The sequence below is a fragment of the Modestobacter marinus genome, from assembly GCF_019799945.1.
In the GTDB taxonomy this organism is placed as follows: Bacteria; Actinomycetota; Actinomycetes; order Mycobacteriales; family Geodermatophilaceae; genus Modestobacter; species Modestobacter marinus_B.
The window spans coordinates 167,456-184,304 of record NZ_JABGCH010000004.1 but is presented as its reverse complement, the minus strand read 5'-3'; the positions used below and the strand labels follow the sequence as shown (position 1 = coordinate 184,304).

Annotated in this window: 19 protein-coding genes; 11 read left to right on the top strand and 8 right to left on the bottom strand. The window is 76.2% G+C overall.

Annotated elements, in window-relative coordinates; all coding sequences use genetic code 11:
* Nucleotides 1-403 precede the first annotated feature (403 nt).
* A complete protein-coding gene (locus tag HK417_RS06000) occupies nucleotides 404-559 on the top strand; it encodes a hypothetical protein (protein ID WP_222264368.1) in 156 nt (51 codons plus the stop codon).
* Nucleotides 560-685: 126 nt separating this feature from the next.
* Here the strand turns inward: HK417_RS06000 and HK417_RS26380 are convergent, their stop codons facing one another.
* Entirely contained in the window at nucleotides 686-1,360 is a 675-nt protein-coding gene (locus tag HK417_RS26380; RefSeq protein WP_222264366.1) for a TetR family transcriptional regulator, read from the bottom strand.
* A gap of 152 nt (nucleotides 1,361-1,512) precedes the next feature.
* On the opposite strand from HK417_RS26380, the gene HK417_RS05990 reads away from it, so the two are divergent.
* A complete protein-coding gene (locus tag HK417_RS05990; protein ID WP_222264364.1) occupies nucleotides 1,513-2,400 on the top strand; it encodes a shikimate dehydrogenase in 888 nt (295 codons plus the stop codon).
* Nucleotides 2,393-4,249: a sugar phosphate isomerase/epimerase and 4-hydroxyphenylpyruvate domain-containing protein gene (locus HK417_RS05985; protein ID WP_222264362.1), complete on the top strand. Its 1,857-nt coding sequence runs from the start codon at nucleotides 2,393-2,395 to the stop codon at nucleotides 4,247-4,249. Before HK417_RS05990 ends, HK417_RS05985 begins: the two co-directional genes overlap by 8 nt.
* Nucleotides 4,250-4,252: 3 nt before the next feature.
* On the opposite strand, the gene HK417_RS05980 is transcribed toward HK417_RS05985, so the two are convergent.
* From HK417_RS05980 to HK417_RS27275, 3 genes are all read right to left on the bottom strand, one after another.
* Entirely contained in the window at nucleotides 4,253-5,632 is a 1,380-nt protein-coding gene (locus HK417_RS05980; RefSeq protein ID WP_222264360.1) for an AI-2E family transporter, read from the bottom strand.
* A gap of 103 nt (nucleotides 5,633-5,735) precedes the next feature.
* On the bottom strand, nucleotides 5,736-6,320 hold the full coding sequence (locus tag HK417_RS05975; protein WP_222264358.1) for a hypothetical protein: 585 nt from the start codon (nucleotides 6,318-6,320) through the stop codon (nucleotides 5,736-5,738).
* Nucleotides 6,321-6,430: 110 nt separating this feature from the next.
* Entirely contained in the window at nucleotides 6,431-7,576 is a 1,146-nt protein-coding gene (locus HK417_RS27275) for a cold-shock protein (RefSeq protein WP_439957908.1), read from the bottom strand.
* Nucleotides 7,577-7,783: 207 nt separating this feature from the next.
* On the opposite strand from HK417_RS27275, the gene HK417_RS26090 reads away from it, so the two are divergent.
* Both HK417_RS26090 and HK417_RS05945 read left to right on the top strand, forming a co-directional pair.
* Nucleotides 7,784-8,263: a sigma factor-like helix-turn-helix DNA-binding protein gene (locus tag HK417_RS26090; protein ID WP_222264356.1), complete on the top strand. Its 480-nt coding sequence runs from the start codon at nucleotides 7,784-7,786 to the stop codon at nucleotides 8,261-8,263.
* A complete protein-coding gene (locus HK417_RS05945; RefSeq protein WP_222264354.1) occupies nucleotides 8,260-9,645 on the top strand; it encodes a hypothetical protein in 1,386 nt (461 codons plus the stop codon). Before HK417_RS26090 ends, HK417_RS05945 begins: the two co-directional genes overlap by 4 nt.
* On the opposite strand, the gene HK417_RS05940 is transcribed toward HK417_RS05945, so the two are convergent.
* The gene (locus tag HK417_RS05940) at nucleotides 9,621-9,953 is read right to left on the bottom strand and encodes a hypothetical protein (protein ID WP_222264352.1); all 333 of its coding nucleotides are present in this window, start codon (nucleotides 9,951-9,953) and stop codon (nucleotides 9,621-9,623) included. The two genes, HK417_RS05945 and HK417_RS05940, sit on opposite strands and share 25 nt — an antisense overlap.
* 42 nt (nucleotides 9,954-9,995) lie before the next feature.
* Between HK417_RS05940 and HK417_RS05935 the strand changes: the two genes are divergently transcribed.
* Complete coding sequence (locus HK417_RS05935; protein ID WP_222264350.1) at nucleotides 9,996-10,139, top strand: hypothetical protein; 144 nt, start codon at nucleotides 9,996-9,998, stop codon at nucleotides 10,137-10,139.
* Between the two features lies 1 nt (nucleotide 10,140).
* On the opposite strand, the gene HK417_RS05930 is transcribed toward HK417_RS05935, so the two are convergent.
* Nucleotides 10,141-10,872, bottom strand: coding sequence for a DUF72 domain-containing protein (locus HK417_RS05930; RefSeq protein WP_222264348.1), 732 nt, complete (start codon nucleotides 10,870-10,872; stop codon nucleotides 10,141-10,143).
* Nucleotides 10,873-10,963: 91 nt separating this feature from the next.
* On the opposite strand from HK417_RS05930, the gene HK417_RS05925 reads away from it, so the two are divergent.
* Nucleotides 10,964-11,875: an LLM class flavin-dependent oxidoreductase gene (locus HK417_RS05925; RefSeq protein ID WP_222264346.1), complete on the top strand. Its 912-nt coding sequence runs from the start codon at nucleotides 10,964-10,966 to the stop codon at nucleotides 11,873-11,875.
* 12 nt (nucleotides 11,876-11,887) lie between these two features.
* Here HK417_RS05925 and HK417_RS05920 read toward each other — a convergent pair whose 3' ends face one another.
* Nucleotides 11,888-12,997, bottom strand: coding sequence for a LacI family DNA-binding transcriptional regulator (locus HK417_RS05920; protein ID WP_222264344.1), 1,110 nt, complete (start codon nucleotides 12,995-12,997; stop codon nucleotides 11,888-11,890).
* A 117-nt stretch (nucleotides 12,998-13,114) separates the two neighbouring features.
* Between HK417_RS05920 and HK417_RS05915 the strand changes: the two genes are divergently transcribed.
* Entirely contained in the window at nucleotides 13,115-13,567 is a 453-nt protein-coding gene (locus tag HK417_RS05915) for a hypothetical protein (protein ID WP_222264343.1), read from the top strand.
* Nucleotides 13,568-13,661: 94 nt separating this feature from the next.
* Complete coding sequence (locus HK417_RS05910) at nucleotides 13,662-13,928, top strand: hypothetical protein (protein WP_222264341.1); 267 nt, start codon at nucleotides 13,662-13,664, stop codon at nucleotides 13,926-13,928.
* Nucleotides 13,929-13,936: 8 nt separating this feature from the next.
* Here HK417_RS05910 and HK417_RS05905 read toward each other — a convergent pair whose 3' ends face one another.
* The gene (locus HK417_RS05905) at nucleotides 13,937-14,665 is read right to left on the bottom strand and encodes a GntR family transcriptional regulator (RefSeq protein ID WP_222264339.1); all 729 of its coding nucleotides are present in this window, start codon (nucleotides 14,663-14,665) and stop codon (nucleotides 13,937-13,939) included.
* Nucleotides 14,666-14,886: 221 nt separating this feature from the next.
* Between HK417_RS05905 and iolC the strand changes: the two genes are divergently transcribed.
* Both iolC and HK417_RS05895 read left to right on the top strand, forming a co-directional pair.
* Entirely contained in the window at nucleotides 14,887-15,918 is a 1,032-nt protein-coding gene (gene iolC, locus HK417_RS05900) for a 5-dehydro-2-deoxygluconokinase (protein WP_308123402.1), read from the top strand.
* Nucleotides 15,911-16,840: a class I fructose-bisphosphate aldolase gene (locus tag HK417_RS05895; RefSeq protein ID WP_222264337.1), complete on the top strand. Its 930-nt coding sequence runs from the start codon at nucleotides 15,911-15,913 to the stop codon at nucleotides 16,838-16,840. The genes iolC and HK417_RS05895 overlap by 8 nt, the downstream gene beginning before the upstream one ends.
* Nucleotides 16,841-16,849 lie beyond the last annotated feature (9 nt).

Sequence of the window (16,849 nt, the reverse complement as noted above, 5' to 3'; positions counted from 1 at the left end):
TGGGCGACCGGGACGGGCCCGGTCGGACAGCGGTGCGGCGGTGCAGGGCTGTTCGCGCGGCCGCCGGGGTCCCCGGCTGCCACACGCCCGCCCTCTCGGGCAGGAGCTCGTCCAGCGGCTATGTACCAACTGGTTACGTACCAGATGGTGAGGTGACCCGGGTCACCGTGTCAAGTGCCCCCGCGGACTGCTGTCGACGGTGGCCCGGAGTCGCAGGTCAGGGCCGGGTCGAAATGACGGCCGGGGACGGAGCGCGCAGACGCCGGACAGGTGTGGCGCCCTGCCGACTCCTCCTGCACGTGCACGCAGCGGCGACCGACCCGACGGGCCCACGCGGGGACTCGACGACCTGGAGGACATGCGGGACCGCTGCCAGCAGCGTCTCGCGCTACAGGAGGCGATCATGACTCCACAGCCGTTCACCGTTCGCCTCGACCAGGCTCCGGCGTACTGGTCCCTCGGGGAGCTGCTGACGATCGGCGCCGTCGGGCCCGATCCGGACCGGATCATCGCGCTCGCAGCGCTCCACGGCGCCGAGGTCCTCACCGACCGGCCCTGACGACTCGGTCCCGGGTGGACACCGGCGCCCGGTCGGCGCCGGGGACGGGCCATCGCCGCTCGGCCGCTCCGCCCTACCGGTCACCAGGACCCGTTTCACCAGGACCCGTTCCGGTCGCCGCCGTCCTCAGCAGGCGGTGAGGTAGGCGACGACGAGGTCGCCGAGCAGCCGCCGCTGGTGCTCCCGGCGGGCCGGGTCCAGCATGTCGCGGCCGAAGATCGCGCCGAAGGTGTGCCGGTTCGCCGTCCGGAAGACGCAGAAGCCGCTGATCACCTGGTGCACGTCCAGCGCGTCGACGTCCTCACGGAAGACGCCGGCCGCCCAGCCCCGCCGCAGGATCGCCTCCAGCACGTCCAGCGCGGGGTTCGCCAGGCCGGAGAGGACCTCCGAGCGGGCGATGTGCTCGGCGCGGTGGATGTTCTCGATGCTGACCAGCCGGATGAAGTCCGGGTGCGACTCGTGGTGGTCGAAGGTGAGCCCGGCCAGCTCGCGGATCGCCTCGACCGGGTCGAGGTGCTCGACGTCGAGCTGCTGCTCCAGGCTGCGGATCCGGCTGTAGGCCTGCTCCAGGACGGCGATGTAGAGCTGCTCCTTGCCGCCGAAGTAGTAGTAGATCATCCGCTTGGTGGTGCTGGTCTTGTCGGCGATCTCGTTGATCCGCGCACCGGCGTAGCCGCGGTCGGCGAACTCCCGGGTCGCGACGGTGAGGATGTCGGCCTTCGTCCGCTCGGCGTCGCGGATCCGCTCGCCGGGCGGCGCCGCCTCGTCGGGCGGCGCGGCGTCGGTCGGCTGGGCGGTCACGGCTTTCCTCCACGGTCGGCGTCGCCCCTGAGCCTACGGGCGACGGAGCTCGACGCCCCGGGCATCGTCCGGGACGGGGGCTGGCGCCCGCCCGGATCCTGTGGTCCCCTGAGACACAACTCACCAACTGGTACAGACGCGGAGGTCCGCTCGTGTCCCTCAGCTCCCCCGGCTTCCTGGTCGGTCTGATCGGCAGCGGCATCGGCCCCTCGCTGACCCCGGCCCTGCACGAGCAGGAGGCCGACGAGCTCGGCGTCCGCTACCTGTACCGCCGCCTCGACCTCGACGTGTTGGGGCTCCCGGCGACCGCCGTCGGGGAGCTGCTGACCGCCGCGCGGCTGCTCGGCTTCGACGGCCTGAACGTCACCCACCCGTGCAAGCAGCTCGTGCTGGAGCACCTCGACGAGCTCTCCCCGGACGCGGCGGCCCTGGGTGCGGTGAACACCGTCGTCCTCACCGACGGCCGCGCGATCGGCCACAACACCGACTGGTCCGGCTTCGCCCGGTCCTTCGACCGGGGGCTCGCCGACGTCCCCACCGACCGGGTGGTGCTGCTCGGCGCCGGCGGGGCGGGGGCGGCCGTGGCGCACGCGCTGCTGACCCTGGGCACCGGCCGGCTCACCGTCCTGGACGTCGACGGCCAGCGCGCCGGCGCGCTGGCCGGGGCGCTCGCCGACCGGTTCGGCGCCGACCGGGCGCGCGGCGGGGACCTGACCGGCCTGGACGCCGCGGTGAGCGCCGCCGACGGCCTCGTGCACGCCACCCCCACCGGGATGGTCGCGCACCCCGGCCTCCCCGTGCCCACGGCGCTGCTGCGCCCGGCCCTGTGGGTCGCCGACGTGGTCTACCGGCCGCTGGAGACCGAGCTGGTGCGCACCGCCCGCGCGCTGGGCTGCCGGGTGCTGGACGGCGGCGGCATGGCCGTCTACCAGGCGGTCGACGCCTTCCGCCTGTTCACCGGCCTGGAGCCGGACGCCGAGCGGATGCGGGCCCACTTCGCCACGCTGGTCGCCGAGCCGGGGGTGGACGCGCGTGTCTGACCGGCCGTTCCGCCGCGCGGTTGCCACCGTCTGCCTGTCCGGCACGCTGGAGGACAAGCTGGGCGCCGCGGCGGCCGCCGGGTTCGACGGCATCGAGGTCTTCGAGCCCGACCTCGTCGCCGCGCCGTGGTCACCGGCCGAGCTGGCGGCCCGCTGCGCCGACCTCGGGCTGTCGATCGACCTGTACCAGCCCTTCCGGGACCTGGACTCCACCGACCCGGCGCGGTTCGCCCGCAACCTGCGCCGGGCCGAGCGGAAGTTCGACGTGATGGAGCAGCTGGGGACGACGACGGTGCTGGTGTGCTCCTCGGTGGCCGCCGACGCGGTCGCTGACCCCGACCAGCTCGCCGGGCAGCTGGCCGCGGTCGCTGAGCGCGCGGGCGAGCGGGGGCTGCGGATCGCCTACGAGGCGCTGGCCTGGGGTACGCACGTCTCCACCTGGGACCGGTCCTGGGACGCCGTCCGGCGCGCGGACTCCCCCGCGCTCGGGCTGTGCCTGGACAGCTTCCACGTGCTCTCCCGCGGCGGGGACCCGGCCGGGTTCGCCGCCGTCCCCGCCGACAAGCTGTTCTTCCTCCAGCTCGCCGACGCGCCGCAGCTGCAGATGGACGTGCTGCAGTGGAGCCGGCACCACCGGCTGTTCCCCGGGCAGGGCGCCTTCGACCTGGCCGCCTTCCTGAACTCGGTGCTCGCCGCCGGCTACACCGGCCCGCTGTCGCTCGAGGTCTTCAACGACGTCTACCGGCAGTCCGACCCGGCCCGCACGGCCGTGGACGCGATGCGCTCGCTGCTGTGGCTGCAGGAGCAGCTCGCCGCCCGCCGCGGGGACGCGGAGCTCGCGGTCGCGCCGCCCGCCCCGGCGCTGACCGGCTGGTCGTTCACCGAGCTCGCCGTGGACGGGGTGTCCGGGCCCGAGGTCGCGGCGGCGCTGGCCGGGCTGGGCTTCACCCACACCGGGCAGCACCGATCCAAGCCGGTGCAGCTGTGGGAGCAGGGGCGGGCGCGGGTGCTGCTCAACGCCTCCGTCGTCCGGCCGTCGGCGACCGGGGTGGCGTCGGTCGCCGCCCTGGGCCTGGAGAGCGCCGACCCGCCGCGGTCCGCGCAGCGTGCCGAGTGCCTCAAGGCGCCGGTGCTGCCCCGCACCCGCGGCGCCACCGAGGCCGACCTGTCGGCGGTCGCGGCCCCCGACGGGACGCAGGTGTTCTTCACTCGCACCGTTCCCGACGGCTGGCCCGCCGACTTCCTCCCGACCGGCTCCCCCGCCGGCGCCGGTGCCGGGGTCACCGGCGTGGACCACGTGGGGCTGACCCAGCCGTTCGACTCCTTCGACGAGGCGGCGCTGTTCTACCGGGCGGTGCTGGGCCTGGAGCCGCAGGCGGTCGGCGAGTTCGCCGCGCCCTTCGGCCTGGTGCGCACCCGCGCGGTGAGCGACCCGGCCCGCGCCGTCCGGCTGGCGCTCAGCGTCAGCGCGCTGCGCCGGGGCACCTGGGCGCCCGGCGTGCCCGACCCGCAGTACGTCGCCTTCACCAGCGCGGACGTCGTCGCCACGGCCCGGGCCGCGCGGGCCGCGGGGGCGCCCCTGCTGACGATCCCGGACAACTACGCCGACGACCTCGACGCCCGCTACGACCTCGCGGCCGAGCTGCTGGCCGCGGTCCGCGAGCTCGGGCTGCTCTACGACGAGGACGAGCACGGCCGCTGGCTGCAGCTGGTCACGCGGGTCCTCGGCGACCGCGTGTTCCTGGTGGTGGTCCAGCGCCTGGGCGGCTACGACGGGTACGGCGCCGCGGACGCCCCCGTGCGGATGGCGGCGCACCGGCGCAGCCGGGCGCTGGCCACGACGGGCTGACCGCTAACCCGTCCCGCGGGCGTCGCGGCCGGGGAGGTCCTCGGCGTCGGCGACCGGCGCGGGCCGGAGCACGTCCGGCTGCCCGTCCACCGTCGGCTCGGGGGTCTCCGGTCGAGCTGCCGCCTCCCCCGGGGCCGGCCCGTTGGCGGCCGGGACGACCGGGACGACGGGGTGGTCGGGTGCGACCAGCTCGTACCGGTGGACGTAGGTCTCGAGCACGGCCTGGACCGCGGCGACCACCGGGATGGAGACCAGTGCGCCCATCGCGCCGAACAGCGCCGCGCCGGCGATCACCGCGCCCAGCGCCACCGCGGGGTGCACGTCCACGGTCCGGGCGGTGATCCGCGGGCCGATCAGGTAGTTCTCCACCTGCTGGTAGACGATGCCGAACACCACGACCCACAGCGCGTCGGACGGGTCCCCGGACAGCGAGATCAGCGCCGGGACGGCGATCGCCAGGTAGGTGCCGATGGTCGGGATGAACTGGGACACCGCGCCCGTCCAGATCGCCAGCGGCAGCCAGTACGGCACGTCCAGCAGCACCAGGACGACGCCGGTGATGACCCCGCTGATCAGCGCGAGCAGCAGCCGGGAGACGACGTAGCCGCCGGTCTTGCGGACCGCGATCTCCCAGACGGTGGCGATCACCAGCTGGTGCCGGGGCGGGAACCGCCGGGAGACCGAGCGCCGCAGGGCGGGCCCCTCCGCGGACATGTAGTAGGCGAAGAGCAGGAACGTGAAGCCCTGGAACAGCAGCCCGATCAGGGCGGTCACGATGCCGACGACGCCCGGTGTGAGCTGCTGGAGGATGGACTGCACCCGCCCCGGGGTCAGCTGCAGCGACGCCACGATGTCGGCGGGTCGGAAGTCGGTGTCGAACGTGACGTTCACCCAGTCGACGCCGTTGCGGACGGCGTCGGGGAGCGCGCTGATCAGCTCGCCGAGCTGGTCGACCAACAGCGCGCCGAACAGGACACCGAAGGCCACCACCAGCGCGACCAGACCCAGCAGCACCAGCCCGGTGGCTGCGCCCCGCCGCATCCCGCGCCGGGCCAGCGCACCGACCAGCGGCTCGACGCTGATCGCGAACAGCCAGGAGAGGAACACCAGGCCGAGGAAGCCGCGCAGGTTCGCGAAGGCCCACTCCAGCACCTGGAACAGTGCGATGGCGGACAGGACGAGGAACACCCCGCGCCGGAACCAGGGCGGGAGGGCACCGGGCCAGCCGGTCCCCACCGCCGCCTCGGAGGCGGGTGCGTCCGGGGCGTCCGGGGGCAGTGGGGGGAACTCGTCGTCGACCGGTGGACCGGCCGGACGGGACCACCACCGCTGAGCGCGCAGCCGGGCGGCCACCCGGGACCGGCGGCTCACGGGCTCGGTCATCGTGCCTCCGTTCCCCGGGCCGTCGCCGGGCACGGTAGACGTGGACGCCCCGGCCAGCCAGGTGGGGAGGCGCGCGGCCACCGGGGGCCGGCGGACCTGCGGCTCAGCCGGGCAACAGCCGGCCCAGGACGCCCGTGACGGTCGCGCCGGCCCGGTAGGACTGGACCAGCCAGGAGCCGCAGACGATGTTGGCACCGGCCAGCACCGGCACGGCGAACTGGGCCACCCGCTGCCGCCGCTGCCAGGTGGCGATCTGCTCCGGCGTGCCGTCGGTGGGGACCGTGGCGTCCTGGACCTCGATCGGCTCGCCGTGCGCGTACGCCTGCTCGGCCAACTTGCCGATCCGGCCGCCGGAGTACGCCGCGAAGCCGGTCGCCGCCGCGCCCGCGACGGCGATCCCGGCCTTGAGCGCGCCGACGCGCGCGAAGCCCTCCTGCAGGGCCATCCGACGGCCACCCACCTGGGTCAGGCGCAGACCCGCGAACAGGGTGGCGCCGATGCCGGCCCACTGGGCCGGTGCGAACCGGCCCCAGGCGGAGCTCGCCACGCGGATCCGGTCGATCCCCTGCGTGAGATCACGGCCGGCCTTGTTCACCCCGGCGACGCCCATGACCGTGCCGCCGAACCACAGGGCCGACCCGAGGTCGTGCACCGCCTGCGCGACGACGTGGTTGTCCGTGTTCCCCATGCTGCTCCCCCGGTCGCCGTTCGGCGGGCTGCACCGCCACCGGCGCGGCTACCCAGCGGCTCCCCGCGGGCAAACGGCCCCGCCCGGGTGCACCGGGCGGGGCCGTCGGCTCAGAGCGGGTGGACCTCGTCGGCCTGCCGGCCGCGCTCGCCGGGGCTGGCGGTGAACTCCACCCGCTGGCCCTCGTCGAGGCTGCGGTAGCCGCCGTCGTCGGCGATCGCGGAGAAGTGCACGAACACGTCGTCCCCGCCGTCGTCGGGCTCGATGAACCCGAAGCCCTTCTCGGCGTTGAACCACTTGACCGTGCCCTCGGCGCCGCCCGAGCTCCCCCGGGGACGCGCGGGCCGCCGGTCGTCGCGGCGGTCGTCGCGTCGGTCATCCCGCCGGTCATCCCGCCGGTCGTCGCGGCGGTCGTCCCGCCAGCTGTCCCGGCCGCCGCGCTGGCCGCCGCCCCCGAGCGGCTGCACCGAGTCGGCCTGCAGGCCGCGCTGGCCCTGGCTGGCGGTGAACTCCACCCGCTGGCCCTCGTCGAGGCTGCGGTAGCCGCCGTCGTCGGCGATCGCGGAGAAGTGCACGAACACGTCGTCCCCGCCGTCGTCGGGCTCGATGAACCCGAAGCCCTTCTCCGCGTTGAACCAGCGCACGGTGCCCTGCGCCCCGCCCGAGCTCCGCGCCGGCCGCCGGTCGCGCCGGTCGTCCCGCCGGTCGTCCCGACCGCCGCTGTCGCGGCCGCCGCGCTGCCCGCCTCCGCCGAGGGGCTGCACCGCGTCGGCCTGCAGGCCCCGCTCCCCCGGGCTGGCGGTGAACTCCACCCGCTGGCCCTCGTCGAGGCTGCGGTAGCCGCCGTCGTCGGTGATCGCCGAGAAGTGCACGAAGACGTCCTCGCCGCCGTCGTCGGGCTCGATGAACCCGAAGCCCTTCTCCGCGTTGAACCAGCGCACGGTGCCCTGCGCACCGCCGGACGAGCGGGCCGAGCGTGCACCGCGGTCGTCCCGCCGGTCGTCTCGCCGGTCATCCCGGCGCTCCGGCCGGGCCGGGCGCCGCGCGCCCCCGAGCGGGGACACCGCTTCGGCCTGCAGCCCGCGCTGTCCGGGGCTGGCGGTGTACTCCACCCGCTGCCCCTCGTCGAGGGTGCGGAAGCCGCCCTCGTCGGCGATCGCGGAGAAGTGCACGAAGACGTCCTCGCCGCCGTCGTCGGGCTCGATGAAACCGAACCCCTTCTCCGCGTTGAACCACTTGACCGTGCCCTGCGCCATGCTCCGACCTGACTTCCCACGACCCCCGGCTCCCGTCGAGCCGGTCTGCTGTCCTCGGTGACCGGGACGACTCTGCCAAGTCGACGTCCCGGGTCCTCCCACCAGGGTCCCCCATCCCGGGGCATCCGTGCGCGGGCCCGGGCGCCGGGCTGCGCGGAGAACCACCATGGGCGACCGTGGACAGCGGAGAAACGGAGGGAGTACCGGGTGAGCGAGCAGGAGGCGTCCTTCCGCCGGTTCGTCGCCGAGCAGCGCGCCGGGTCCCTCCGGACGGCGCTGCTGCTCACCGGCGACCGCGGCTCCGCGGAGGAGCTCGTTCAGGCGGCGCTGACCCGCGTGTGGCGGCGGTGGCGGCGGGCCCGGACCGAGCCGCTCGGCGCGCTGCGCCGGGAGCTGGTCCGCGGGGTCACCGGCTGGCGGGCCCGGCTGCTGCGCGGCGATCAGGTGATCGAGGAGCTCTCCGATCCCTTCGCTCCGCCGTCGTCCCGGCCCGCCCCGGCGCTGCCCCGGGCGCTGCGCGAGCTGCCGCCGCGCACCCGCGCGGCGACAGTGCTCCGCTGGTACGCGGAGTGCTCGGAGGAGGAGACGGCGCGGGCCCTGGGGTGCCCCGTCGGGACCGCGCGCGCCGAGGCGGCGCGCGGCCGGGAGATCCTGCTGGCCGTCCTGCCCGGCGGCGGCGGGCGGTGACCGGGGACCCCCGCCTGCGGGAGGTGCTCGACGAGGTCGCCCGGCCCGCCGGGCACTGGCGGCTGTCCGGCGAGGAGGCCGTCGCCGACGTCCTCGCCCGGACCCGGCGGCAGCGGCGGCGGCTGGCCGGCGGTGTGGTCAGCGCGCTGGCCGTGATCGCCGTCGCCGTTCCGCTGGCCCGGGCGGTGCCCGAGCCGGTCCCGCCGAGCCCGGCGGCGACGACGGACGCGGACCGCGGACCCGTGCCGTCGGTGCCGGTGCTGGTGGCGCCCACCCGCGGCTCGCTCGCCGGTGACGCGGCCTTCCTGGCCGCGGTCCGCCGGGTCGGCTGGGGCGCGCAGGACGCGCCGCCGCCGGACGAGCGCGAGGTCGTCCTGGCGACCGACACCCCGGACGGCCGGGTGGCGTTGGTCGTGGGGCACGTCGAGGACGACTTCCGCGGCGTCTGGCTCACCGGCCCGGTCGGCGCCGCCGCCGACCAGCTGTCGGTGCACCTGCCGGCCGGCCTGGGGCGGGAGCGGCCGCTGTCGCTGGCGGTGGGCGGTCCGGGGCCGGCGACGCTGGTGGTGGTGGCCGGGCGCGGCGACCGGATCGAGGTCTCGCCCCGGCTGGCCGCCGGCCCCCGCGGCACCGTCTCGCGCAGCTACGCGGCGGCGGACGCGGTCGAGGGGGTGGCGGTGGTCCCGGTGCGGACCACGCAGCACGGCACCGCCGTGAGCGTGCGGGTGCTCCGCGAGGACCGCGTGGTCTACCGGGCGGGCGTCGACTGGCTGGACGGCGGCGCCGGGCGACGGGTCGATCTGCCGGTCCTCAGCCCGCTCCGACCGGGCGGCACGCCCCCGGCGCCCGCGGTGCTCTCCGCAGCCCTCGTCGGCCTGGCCGTGCCGCTCGGTGTGGAACCCGCCGCCCTGGACCCCGAGCTGCTGTGGTCCGGGCCGCTGCCGGCCGGCGGACGCCCGGGCACGGTGGCCGTGGTCGTCGCGCACAGCCCGGGCGGCGCGCTGGCGGTCACCACGTGGGCCGGGGGCGCCGGGGCGCCGGTGGCCTGCGGCACGCAGACCCCGCCCGGCAACGCCGAGGTCGGCGGGCTGACCGTCGCGCGGGTGTGCGCGCTGCCCTCCCCCGCCGGCGGGTCGGACGACGACGAGCGGTGGCTGGTGCTCACCGCGCCGCCCTCCGCGGTGCGCGCCGAGGTCCTGGACCGGCACGAGCAGCTGCTGGTCACCCTGCCCCTGGACGGCGGGAGCACCGTCGTCCCGATGCCGGAGGAGGCCGCCGAGGTGCGCACCCTCGACGCGTCCGGGCAGCGGCTGGCCGCGACCGCGATCGCGCCCCCGGCGCTGGCGCCGTTCGGCGACTACGGCAGCGGCCCCGAGCGCTGATCCGGCGCCACGCCGGCGAGCACGGCCCGGGCCACCGCCAGCGCCGCGGGACCCGCCGGGGACCGCGCCGCCTCCCGCAGCCAGTCCGCCAGGGGCGCGGCGAGCGCGGGTGACAGGGCGGTGATCCAGTCGACGGTGGCGGCCCGGGCCTCGGCGACGTGGACGGTGCTCCCGTCGGCGGCGCGGGCGACGACCTCGGGCCGGCTGGCGAGCAGGCCGGACCGCTCCCAGGAGCCGCCGGTCGTCCGCGCGGCGAGGGCCTCCAGGGCGTCGGCGGCGGTGAGGAGCGGGGAGGTCGCGGGGTCCACGGCCGCAGTGTGCCGCGCCGTGCCGCCGGGCACGGAGGTCCGGTGGACCCCGAACCGCGGAGGGACGACGAGGGCGGCGACCCGGCGTGCTGGGCGCGGCTGGTGTGCCCCGAGTGCGGGCGGCTGACCGAGGACCCCGCCGCGCGGCGGTGCCCCGTCTGCGGCGCCGAGCTGCCCACCGACTGAGTCAGCCGCCCACCAGCCACCGCAGCTCCTCGGCGTTGCGCACGGCGTGGCCGTGGCCGTCGTTGTTGAAGTACGCGTAGACGTCGCGGCCGCCGTCCCGCCACCCCCGCAGCCGGTCGGCCCACCAGCGCAGGTCGCTGCTGGAGTAGGAGCCGCCGTAGAGGTACTGGTGGTCGGGCCCGTGCAGCCGGACGTAGACGAAGGGCGCGGTGGCCCGCAGCACGCACGGCAGGTGCGCGCCGCTCATCACGCAGTACGCCGCGCCGTGCCGCTCGAGCAGCGCGAACACCTCGTCGGTGTGCCAGCTGGGGTGCCGGAACTCCACCGCGACCCGCATCCAGTCCGGCAGCCGGCCGAGGAACCAGTCCAGCCGGGCGTCGTCCCGCTCGTGGCCGGGGTGCATCTGCACGAGCAGGACGGCGCGCTTGTCGCCCAGCTCGTGCCAGCAGGTGGTCATGCGCTCGATCCAGACCTCGGGCCCGTACAGCTTCTTGGCGTGGGTGAGGCCGCGCGGCGCCTTGACCGAGAGCTGGAACCCCGGGGGCAGCCGCCGGCGCCAGCTCGCGAACGTCGCGGTGCGCGGCCAGCGGTAGAAGCTGGCGTTGAGCTCCACGGTGCCGAACCGCTGCACGTAGAGGCCGAGCCGGTCGGCCGGGCGGGTGCCGGGCGGGTACAGGACGCCGTCCCAGTGGTCGTAGCTCCACCCGGAGGTCCCCACGTGGACGGCTGGCACGCGCCCGAGCGTAGGCGGGCGGCCGATCCGGTCACCGCAGGCCGGCGTCGTCCGGCAGCATCCTGCCCGGTCCCCCTGGGAGGAGACGACCGTGACCGTTCGTGTCGGCACGTTCCTGCCCGACTTCGCGCCCGGCAGCCTGGCCGCCCGGCGGGCCACGGTTGCCGGGCTCGAGGCGGGCGGCATCGACCACCTCGCCGTCGGCGACCACGTCAGCTTCGTCGCCGGGGCCGGTTCGGACGGGCTGCTGCACGCCGCCCACCTGCTCGCGCTCAGCGACCGGCTGCCGGTCCATGTCGGGGTCTACCTGCTCGCCCTGCGGCACCCGGTCCCGGTCGCCCGGCAGCTGGCCGACCTGGCCGCGCTCGCGCCCGGGCGGCTGGTGCTGGGGGTCGGTGTGGGCGGGGAGGACCCGCACGAGTTCGAGGTGTGCGGGGTCGACCCGACGACCCGCGGACGGCGCACGGACGAGGCGCTGCCCCTGGTCCGCCGGCTGCTCACCGGCGAGCCCGTCACGAGCGCCGGACCCTGCTTCCCGGTGCGCGAGGCGCAGGTCCTGCCCCCGGCCGGGGACCTGCCCATCGTGATCGGCGGCCGGTCGGCGGCCGCGGTGCGCCGCGCGGCCCGGCACGGCGACGGCTGGCTGGGCATCTGGATCTCGCCGCGCCGGTTCGCCACGGTCATCGCTGAGGTCGCCGAGCAGGCGGCCGCCGCCGGCCGGACGGACGTCGAGTGGCGGCACGGGCTGCAGGTCTGGTGCGGGTTCGGCGCCGGCGTCGAGGCCGCCACCGGCCCGCTCGCCGCCGCCATGGAGAGCATGTACGGCCTGCCGTTCAGCTCCTTCGCCCGCTACAGCCCGGCGGGCCGGCCGGCCGAGGTGGCGGCATTCCTGCAGCCCTACGTCGATGCGGGCTGCCGCAGCTTCAACCTCGTCCCCCGCGCCGCGGACCAGGACGTCGCCCTGGCCGGCGTGGCCGAGGTGCGCCGGCTGTTGGCGGGCTGACCAGCGGCCCGCTCAGCGCCGCCCGCGCGCGCCGGGGGGCGGCGCCGTGCTGCTCCGGACCACGAGCCCGACGACGGCGGGGGCCGGCACGCCGACCTCCTCGCCCCGGAGGGCGGCGCGCACCAGCACGCCGACCCGCTGCCCGCGGTCGCGCAGCGGCTGGGCGACCGTGGTGAGCGGCGGCTCGGCGGACCGGGCCGCCGGTGAGTCGTCGAACCCCACGACCGACAGGTCGCCGGGCACGGCCAGCCCGAGGTCGCGGGCGGCCCGCACCACCCCGAGTGCGAGCTGGTCGGTGCTGGCGAACACCCCGGTCGGCCGGTCGGGGCCGGTGAGCAGCTCAGCCGCCGCGCGGGCGGCCGCGTCGGGCTCGTTCGCGGCGACCTCCACGACCGGCACGTCGGCCCAGTCGAGGTCGGCCTCGGCGACGGCCGCGGCGGCACCGGCCAGCCGGCGGCGCATCACGGCGTACTCCGCCGACCGCTGCCGCTCGGTGTCGGCCCGGCCCTGCCGGCGGTCGCAGCCCAGGGGCATGGCCAGCACCGCGAGCCGCCGGTGACCGAGCCGGGTCAGGTGCCGGACGGCGGTGGTGGCACCGGAGGCGTCGTCGATGCCCACCACGGGCACCCCGGGCAGCGCAGGCTGGTCGACCACGACCACCGGGCGGCCGCGGGAGGAGACGACGCCGACCGCCGGGTGCCCGTCGGGCAGCGACTGGACCACCCAGGCGTCGACGGCGGCGTCGGCCAGGGCCCGCAGGGCGGCCGGGTCCCGCAGCGCCGGGTGCAGCAGCAGTCCGAGCCCGTCGGCCTGGACCTCGCGGGCCAGGCCGTCGAGGAAGAGCACCGAGGTCGGGTCGGAGAAGGCGTAGGACAGGCTCTCGTCGACCAGGACGCCGACCGCCCCGACCCTGCCCCGGCGCAGGCCGCGCGCCATCGGGTCGGGACCGGTGAACCCCAGCTCCGCGGCGCGGGCCAGGATCCGCGCCCGCAGCGCCGGGGACAGCTGGTCGGGCCGGTTGTAGGCGTTGGACACCGTGGCCCGGGAGACGCCCAGGTCCCGGGCCAGTGTGAGCAGGGTCAACCGCCCGGACGGCGTGTCGGACCGCGCTGCCTTCGACATGACCACCCTTCGGTCGTAGCGTGGTTTCTGTAACGATCCAGACGATAGTCCGCCGGATCAACGAAGCCCGGCGGCCGCGCGGCACCGACGACCCGCGCCCTCCGAAAGGCTGACCCCGTGCTCCCCCTCCGCCCCCTCGCCCGCTCCGTCGAGACCACCGGTCTCCGCCGCCCGGTCCGGCTCGTGCTGTTCCTCGCGCTCGCCCTTCCGGCGTGCGCGGCCGTCCTCGACCCGGCGCTCGCCGCAGCCGCGCTCGGCTGCGGGGTCGTGGCGCTCGCCCTGGTCGCCGGCCTCGCGCTGGCCACCCGGTGGACGGAGGAGCCCGCCGCCCCCGGCCGGGCCGACGCACCGGCCGCCGGGGCCGACGCCCTGCCGGCCGTCCCCGCCGCCGAGCGGCTGCCGGCCGATGCGCTCGGCGAGCAGCTGCACGCCTTGCACGACGAGTACGCCGAGCTGACCAACCAGGCGCTCGCCGAGGACCGCGAGGACCTGGTGCAGGAGCTCTCCGACGAGTACGCCGATCGCGCCCTGCGGCTGATCACCGCCGGCGAGTCCCTCCGCACCGCCTGACCCGCTACCGCCGCCCACGTCGAGCGCCTGGCCGGTACGCGGCCCGGCGTGGTCCGATGGAGGCGGCCGGCCGACCGCGCCGGGAGGAGCACCCATGGCCCGCAGGCACCCACCCCAGTCGGCGCTGCAGCGCGAGCTGCTCCGGCTGCTCAGCCCGCCGTCACCCCGACTGGCCCGGCAGCCCGGCGAGCGGGCCCTGCCGGCTCTCCTCGAGGTCGCGCGCACGCACGCCCACCGGCCCGCGGCCGAGGTGCGGGCCGCGCTGGAGGACGCCGTCCGCTCGGTCGGCGCGGAGCCCGACCAGGCCGCGCTGACCGAGTTCGCCGAGCAGATCGAGGCCGGCGAGAACCCCTTCGTCTGACCGGGTCGCTAGCGACCGACGAGCGTCGCCTCGAAGTCGTACCGCGACGCGCGGTACAGGTGCCGGCCGACCTCCACCGGGGTGCCGTGATCGTCGAAGGCGACGCGCTGCATGGTGAGCAGCGCGGCCCGCGGCGGCTCGTCGAGCAGCCGGGCCTCCTCCGCCCGCGCCAGGCGGGCACCGATCCGCTGGTGGGCCACCCGCAGGTGCACCCCCTGGCTGCGCAGGTACTGGTACAGCCCGCGTTCGGCGAGCTCCTCCACCGTCGGGGAGAACCGGCCGGGCAGGTGGTTGGTCATCAGCGCCAGCGGCTCGCCGTGCGAGCGCCGCAGCCGGCGCAGGACGACGACCTCGTCGCCCTCCACCAGCTCCAGGTCCTCGGCGACCCGCCCCGTCGCGGGGACGCGCTCGAGGGACAGCACCTCCGTGGTCGGCGCCTCGCCCCCGCGCACCAGGTCGTCGTAGAGGCTGGTCAGCTCCACGGACCGGCGCACGTGCGGTTGCAGCACCTGGGTGCCGACACCCCGCTTGCGGACGAGCAGGCCCTTGTCGACCAGCTCCTGCACCGCGCGGCGCACCGTGGGCCGGGACAGCCCGTACCGCTGGGCGAGCAGCACCTCGTTCTCCAGCTTCGAGCCGGAGGGCAGGGTCCCCCCGGTGATCGCCCCCTCGATGGCCTGGGCCAGCTGGAAGTACAGCGGCGTGGGGCTCGAGCGGTCGATGTCGAAGGTCAGCACGGGTGCCACTGTGCTCCCTCCCCGCGGAACTGACCCTGCGGCCACTGTCGCGGCTGATGGTCCCAGAACCCAGGGTGACACGCACTCACCCGACGTGGTGACGGATCAACCACACGTCTTTCTGTCCTTATGTCCTTACAAAGTCTTGACACCGGCTGTGGCGCGGAGCACAGTTCGGACCCACTCGCACAGGAATCCCGAGCACCCGGAGGTGGCCCGCCGTGCACGTCCCCCCGGACCCACGACCGCCCGTCCGGCCGGCCGCCCCGCCCGGGGACGCCGGCCCGGCCGTGCCCGAGGCACTCGTCCTCGGCCGCAGCGGCGTCGACGTCTACCCCCTGCAGATCGGCGTGGGCCTGGAGGACGTCGAGACCTTCGGCAAGTTCCTCGGTGGCAGCGCCGCGAACGTGGCCGTGGCCGTGGGCCGGCTCGGGCACCGCGTCGCGCTGGTCACCGGCGTCGGCGACGACCCGTTCGGCCGCTTCGTGCGGAAGGCCCTGCTCGAGCTGGGCGTCGACGACCGGTACGTGGTCGTGGACCGGGAGAACCCGACCCCGGTCACCTTCTGCGAGATCTTCCCGCCCGACGACTTCCCGCTCTGGTTCTACCGCCGCCCCACCGCGCCGGACCTGCAGGTCCGCCCGGAGGACCTGGACGTGGACGCGGTGCGCGGGGCCGAGCTGTTCTGGGCGACGGTGACCGGACTGTCCCAGGAGCCGAGCCGAGCCGCCCACCATGCCGCCTGGGCCGCTCGCGGACGGAAGCGGCACACCGTGCTGGACCTGGACTACCGGCCGATGTTCTGGACCTCCCGGGAGGAGGCCTCGGCGCAGGTCCGGGAGGCCCTTCCACACGTGACCGTCGCCGTGGGCAACCGGGAGGAGTGCGAGGTCGCGGTCGGCGAGACCGACGCCGACCGGGCCGCCGACGCCCTGCTGGAGGCCGGTGTCGAACTGGCTGTGGTCAAGCAGGGCCCGAAGGGGGTGCTGGGGAGGACCCGGTCGGAGCGGGTGGTGGTGCCGCCCACGCCGGTGCAGGTGGTGAACGGCCTGGGGGCCGGCGACGCCTTCGGCGGCTCGCTCGTGCACGGGCTGCTGGCCGGGCTGCCCCTCGAGCAGCTGCTGCGCAACGCCAACGCGGCGGGCGCGATCGTCGCCTCCCGGCTGGAGTGCTCCACCGCCATGCCCACCAGCGCTGAGATCACGGCGCACCTCGCGGCACACGACCCGTCCCTGGAGGGCTCCCGTGCCTGACACCGCCGTCTCCCCCGCCGGGCCGACCCACGCCGTACCGACGCCGCTGTGCACCACGTACGCCGAGGTGACCGAGTTGCGCAGCCGCGACCCGGAGGCGATCGGCCGGGCGCTGGACGCCCGTCGCCGCCGGCCGACCTTCCTCCCGGCGGACGGGCGGCTGATGCTGGTCGCCGCTGACCACCCCGCGCGGGGTGCGCTCGCCGCCCAGGGCCGTCCGACGGCGATGCACAGCCGCACGGACATGCTCGACCGGCTGCGCACCGCGCTCGCCCGGCCCGGTGTCGACGGCCTGCTGGCCACCGCGGACATCGCCGAGGACCTGCTCCTGCTCGGCGCCCTGGAGGACAAGGTGGTCGTCGCCTCGATGAACCGTGGCGGCCTGGCCGGCGCGGCCTTCGAGCTCGACGACCGGATGACCGGGTACGACGTCGACGGCGTGGTCCGCGCGCGGTTCGACGCCGCGAAGATGCTCAACCGCATCGACCTGGACGACCCGGGCACGGTCGCGATGCTGGAGACGACCGGGCACACGATCACCGCGCTGGCCCGGGCCGGCGTCGTCGCGATGCTCGAGCCGTTCATGTCCAGCCGGCGCGACGGGCGGGTGGTCAACGACCTGAGCGCCGACGCGGTGATCAAGTCGGTGCACATCACCCAGGGGCTGGGCGCCACGTCCGCGTACACCTGGCTGAAGCTGCCCGTGGTCGCCGAGATGGAGCGGGTCATGGACGCCACCACGCTGCCGACCCTCCTGCTGGGCGGGGACCCGCTCGAGGAGCCGGAGGAGACCTACGCCTCGTGGCGCGACGCCCTCGGGCTCCCCGCCGTCCGCGGGCTCGTCGTCGGCCGCACCCTGCTCTACCCGCCGGACGACGACGTCGGCGCGGCGGTCGACACCGCCGTCTCCCTCGTCCATTGACAGGATCCC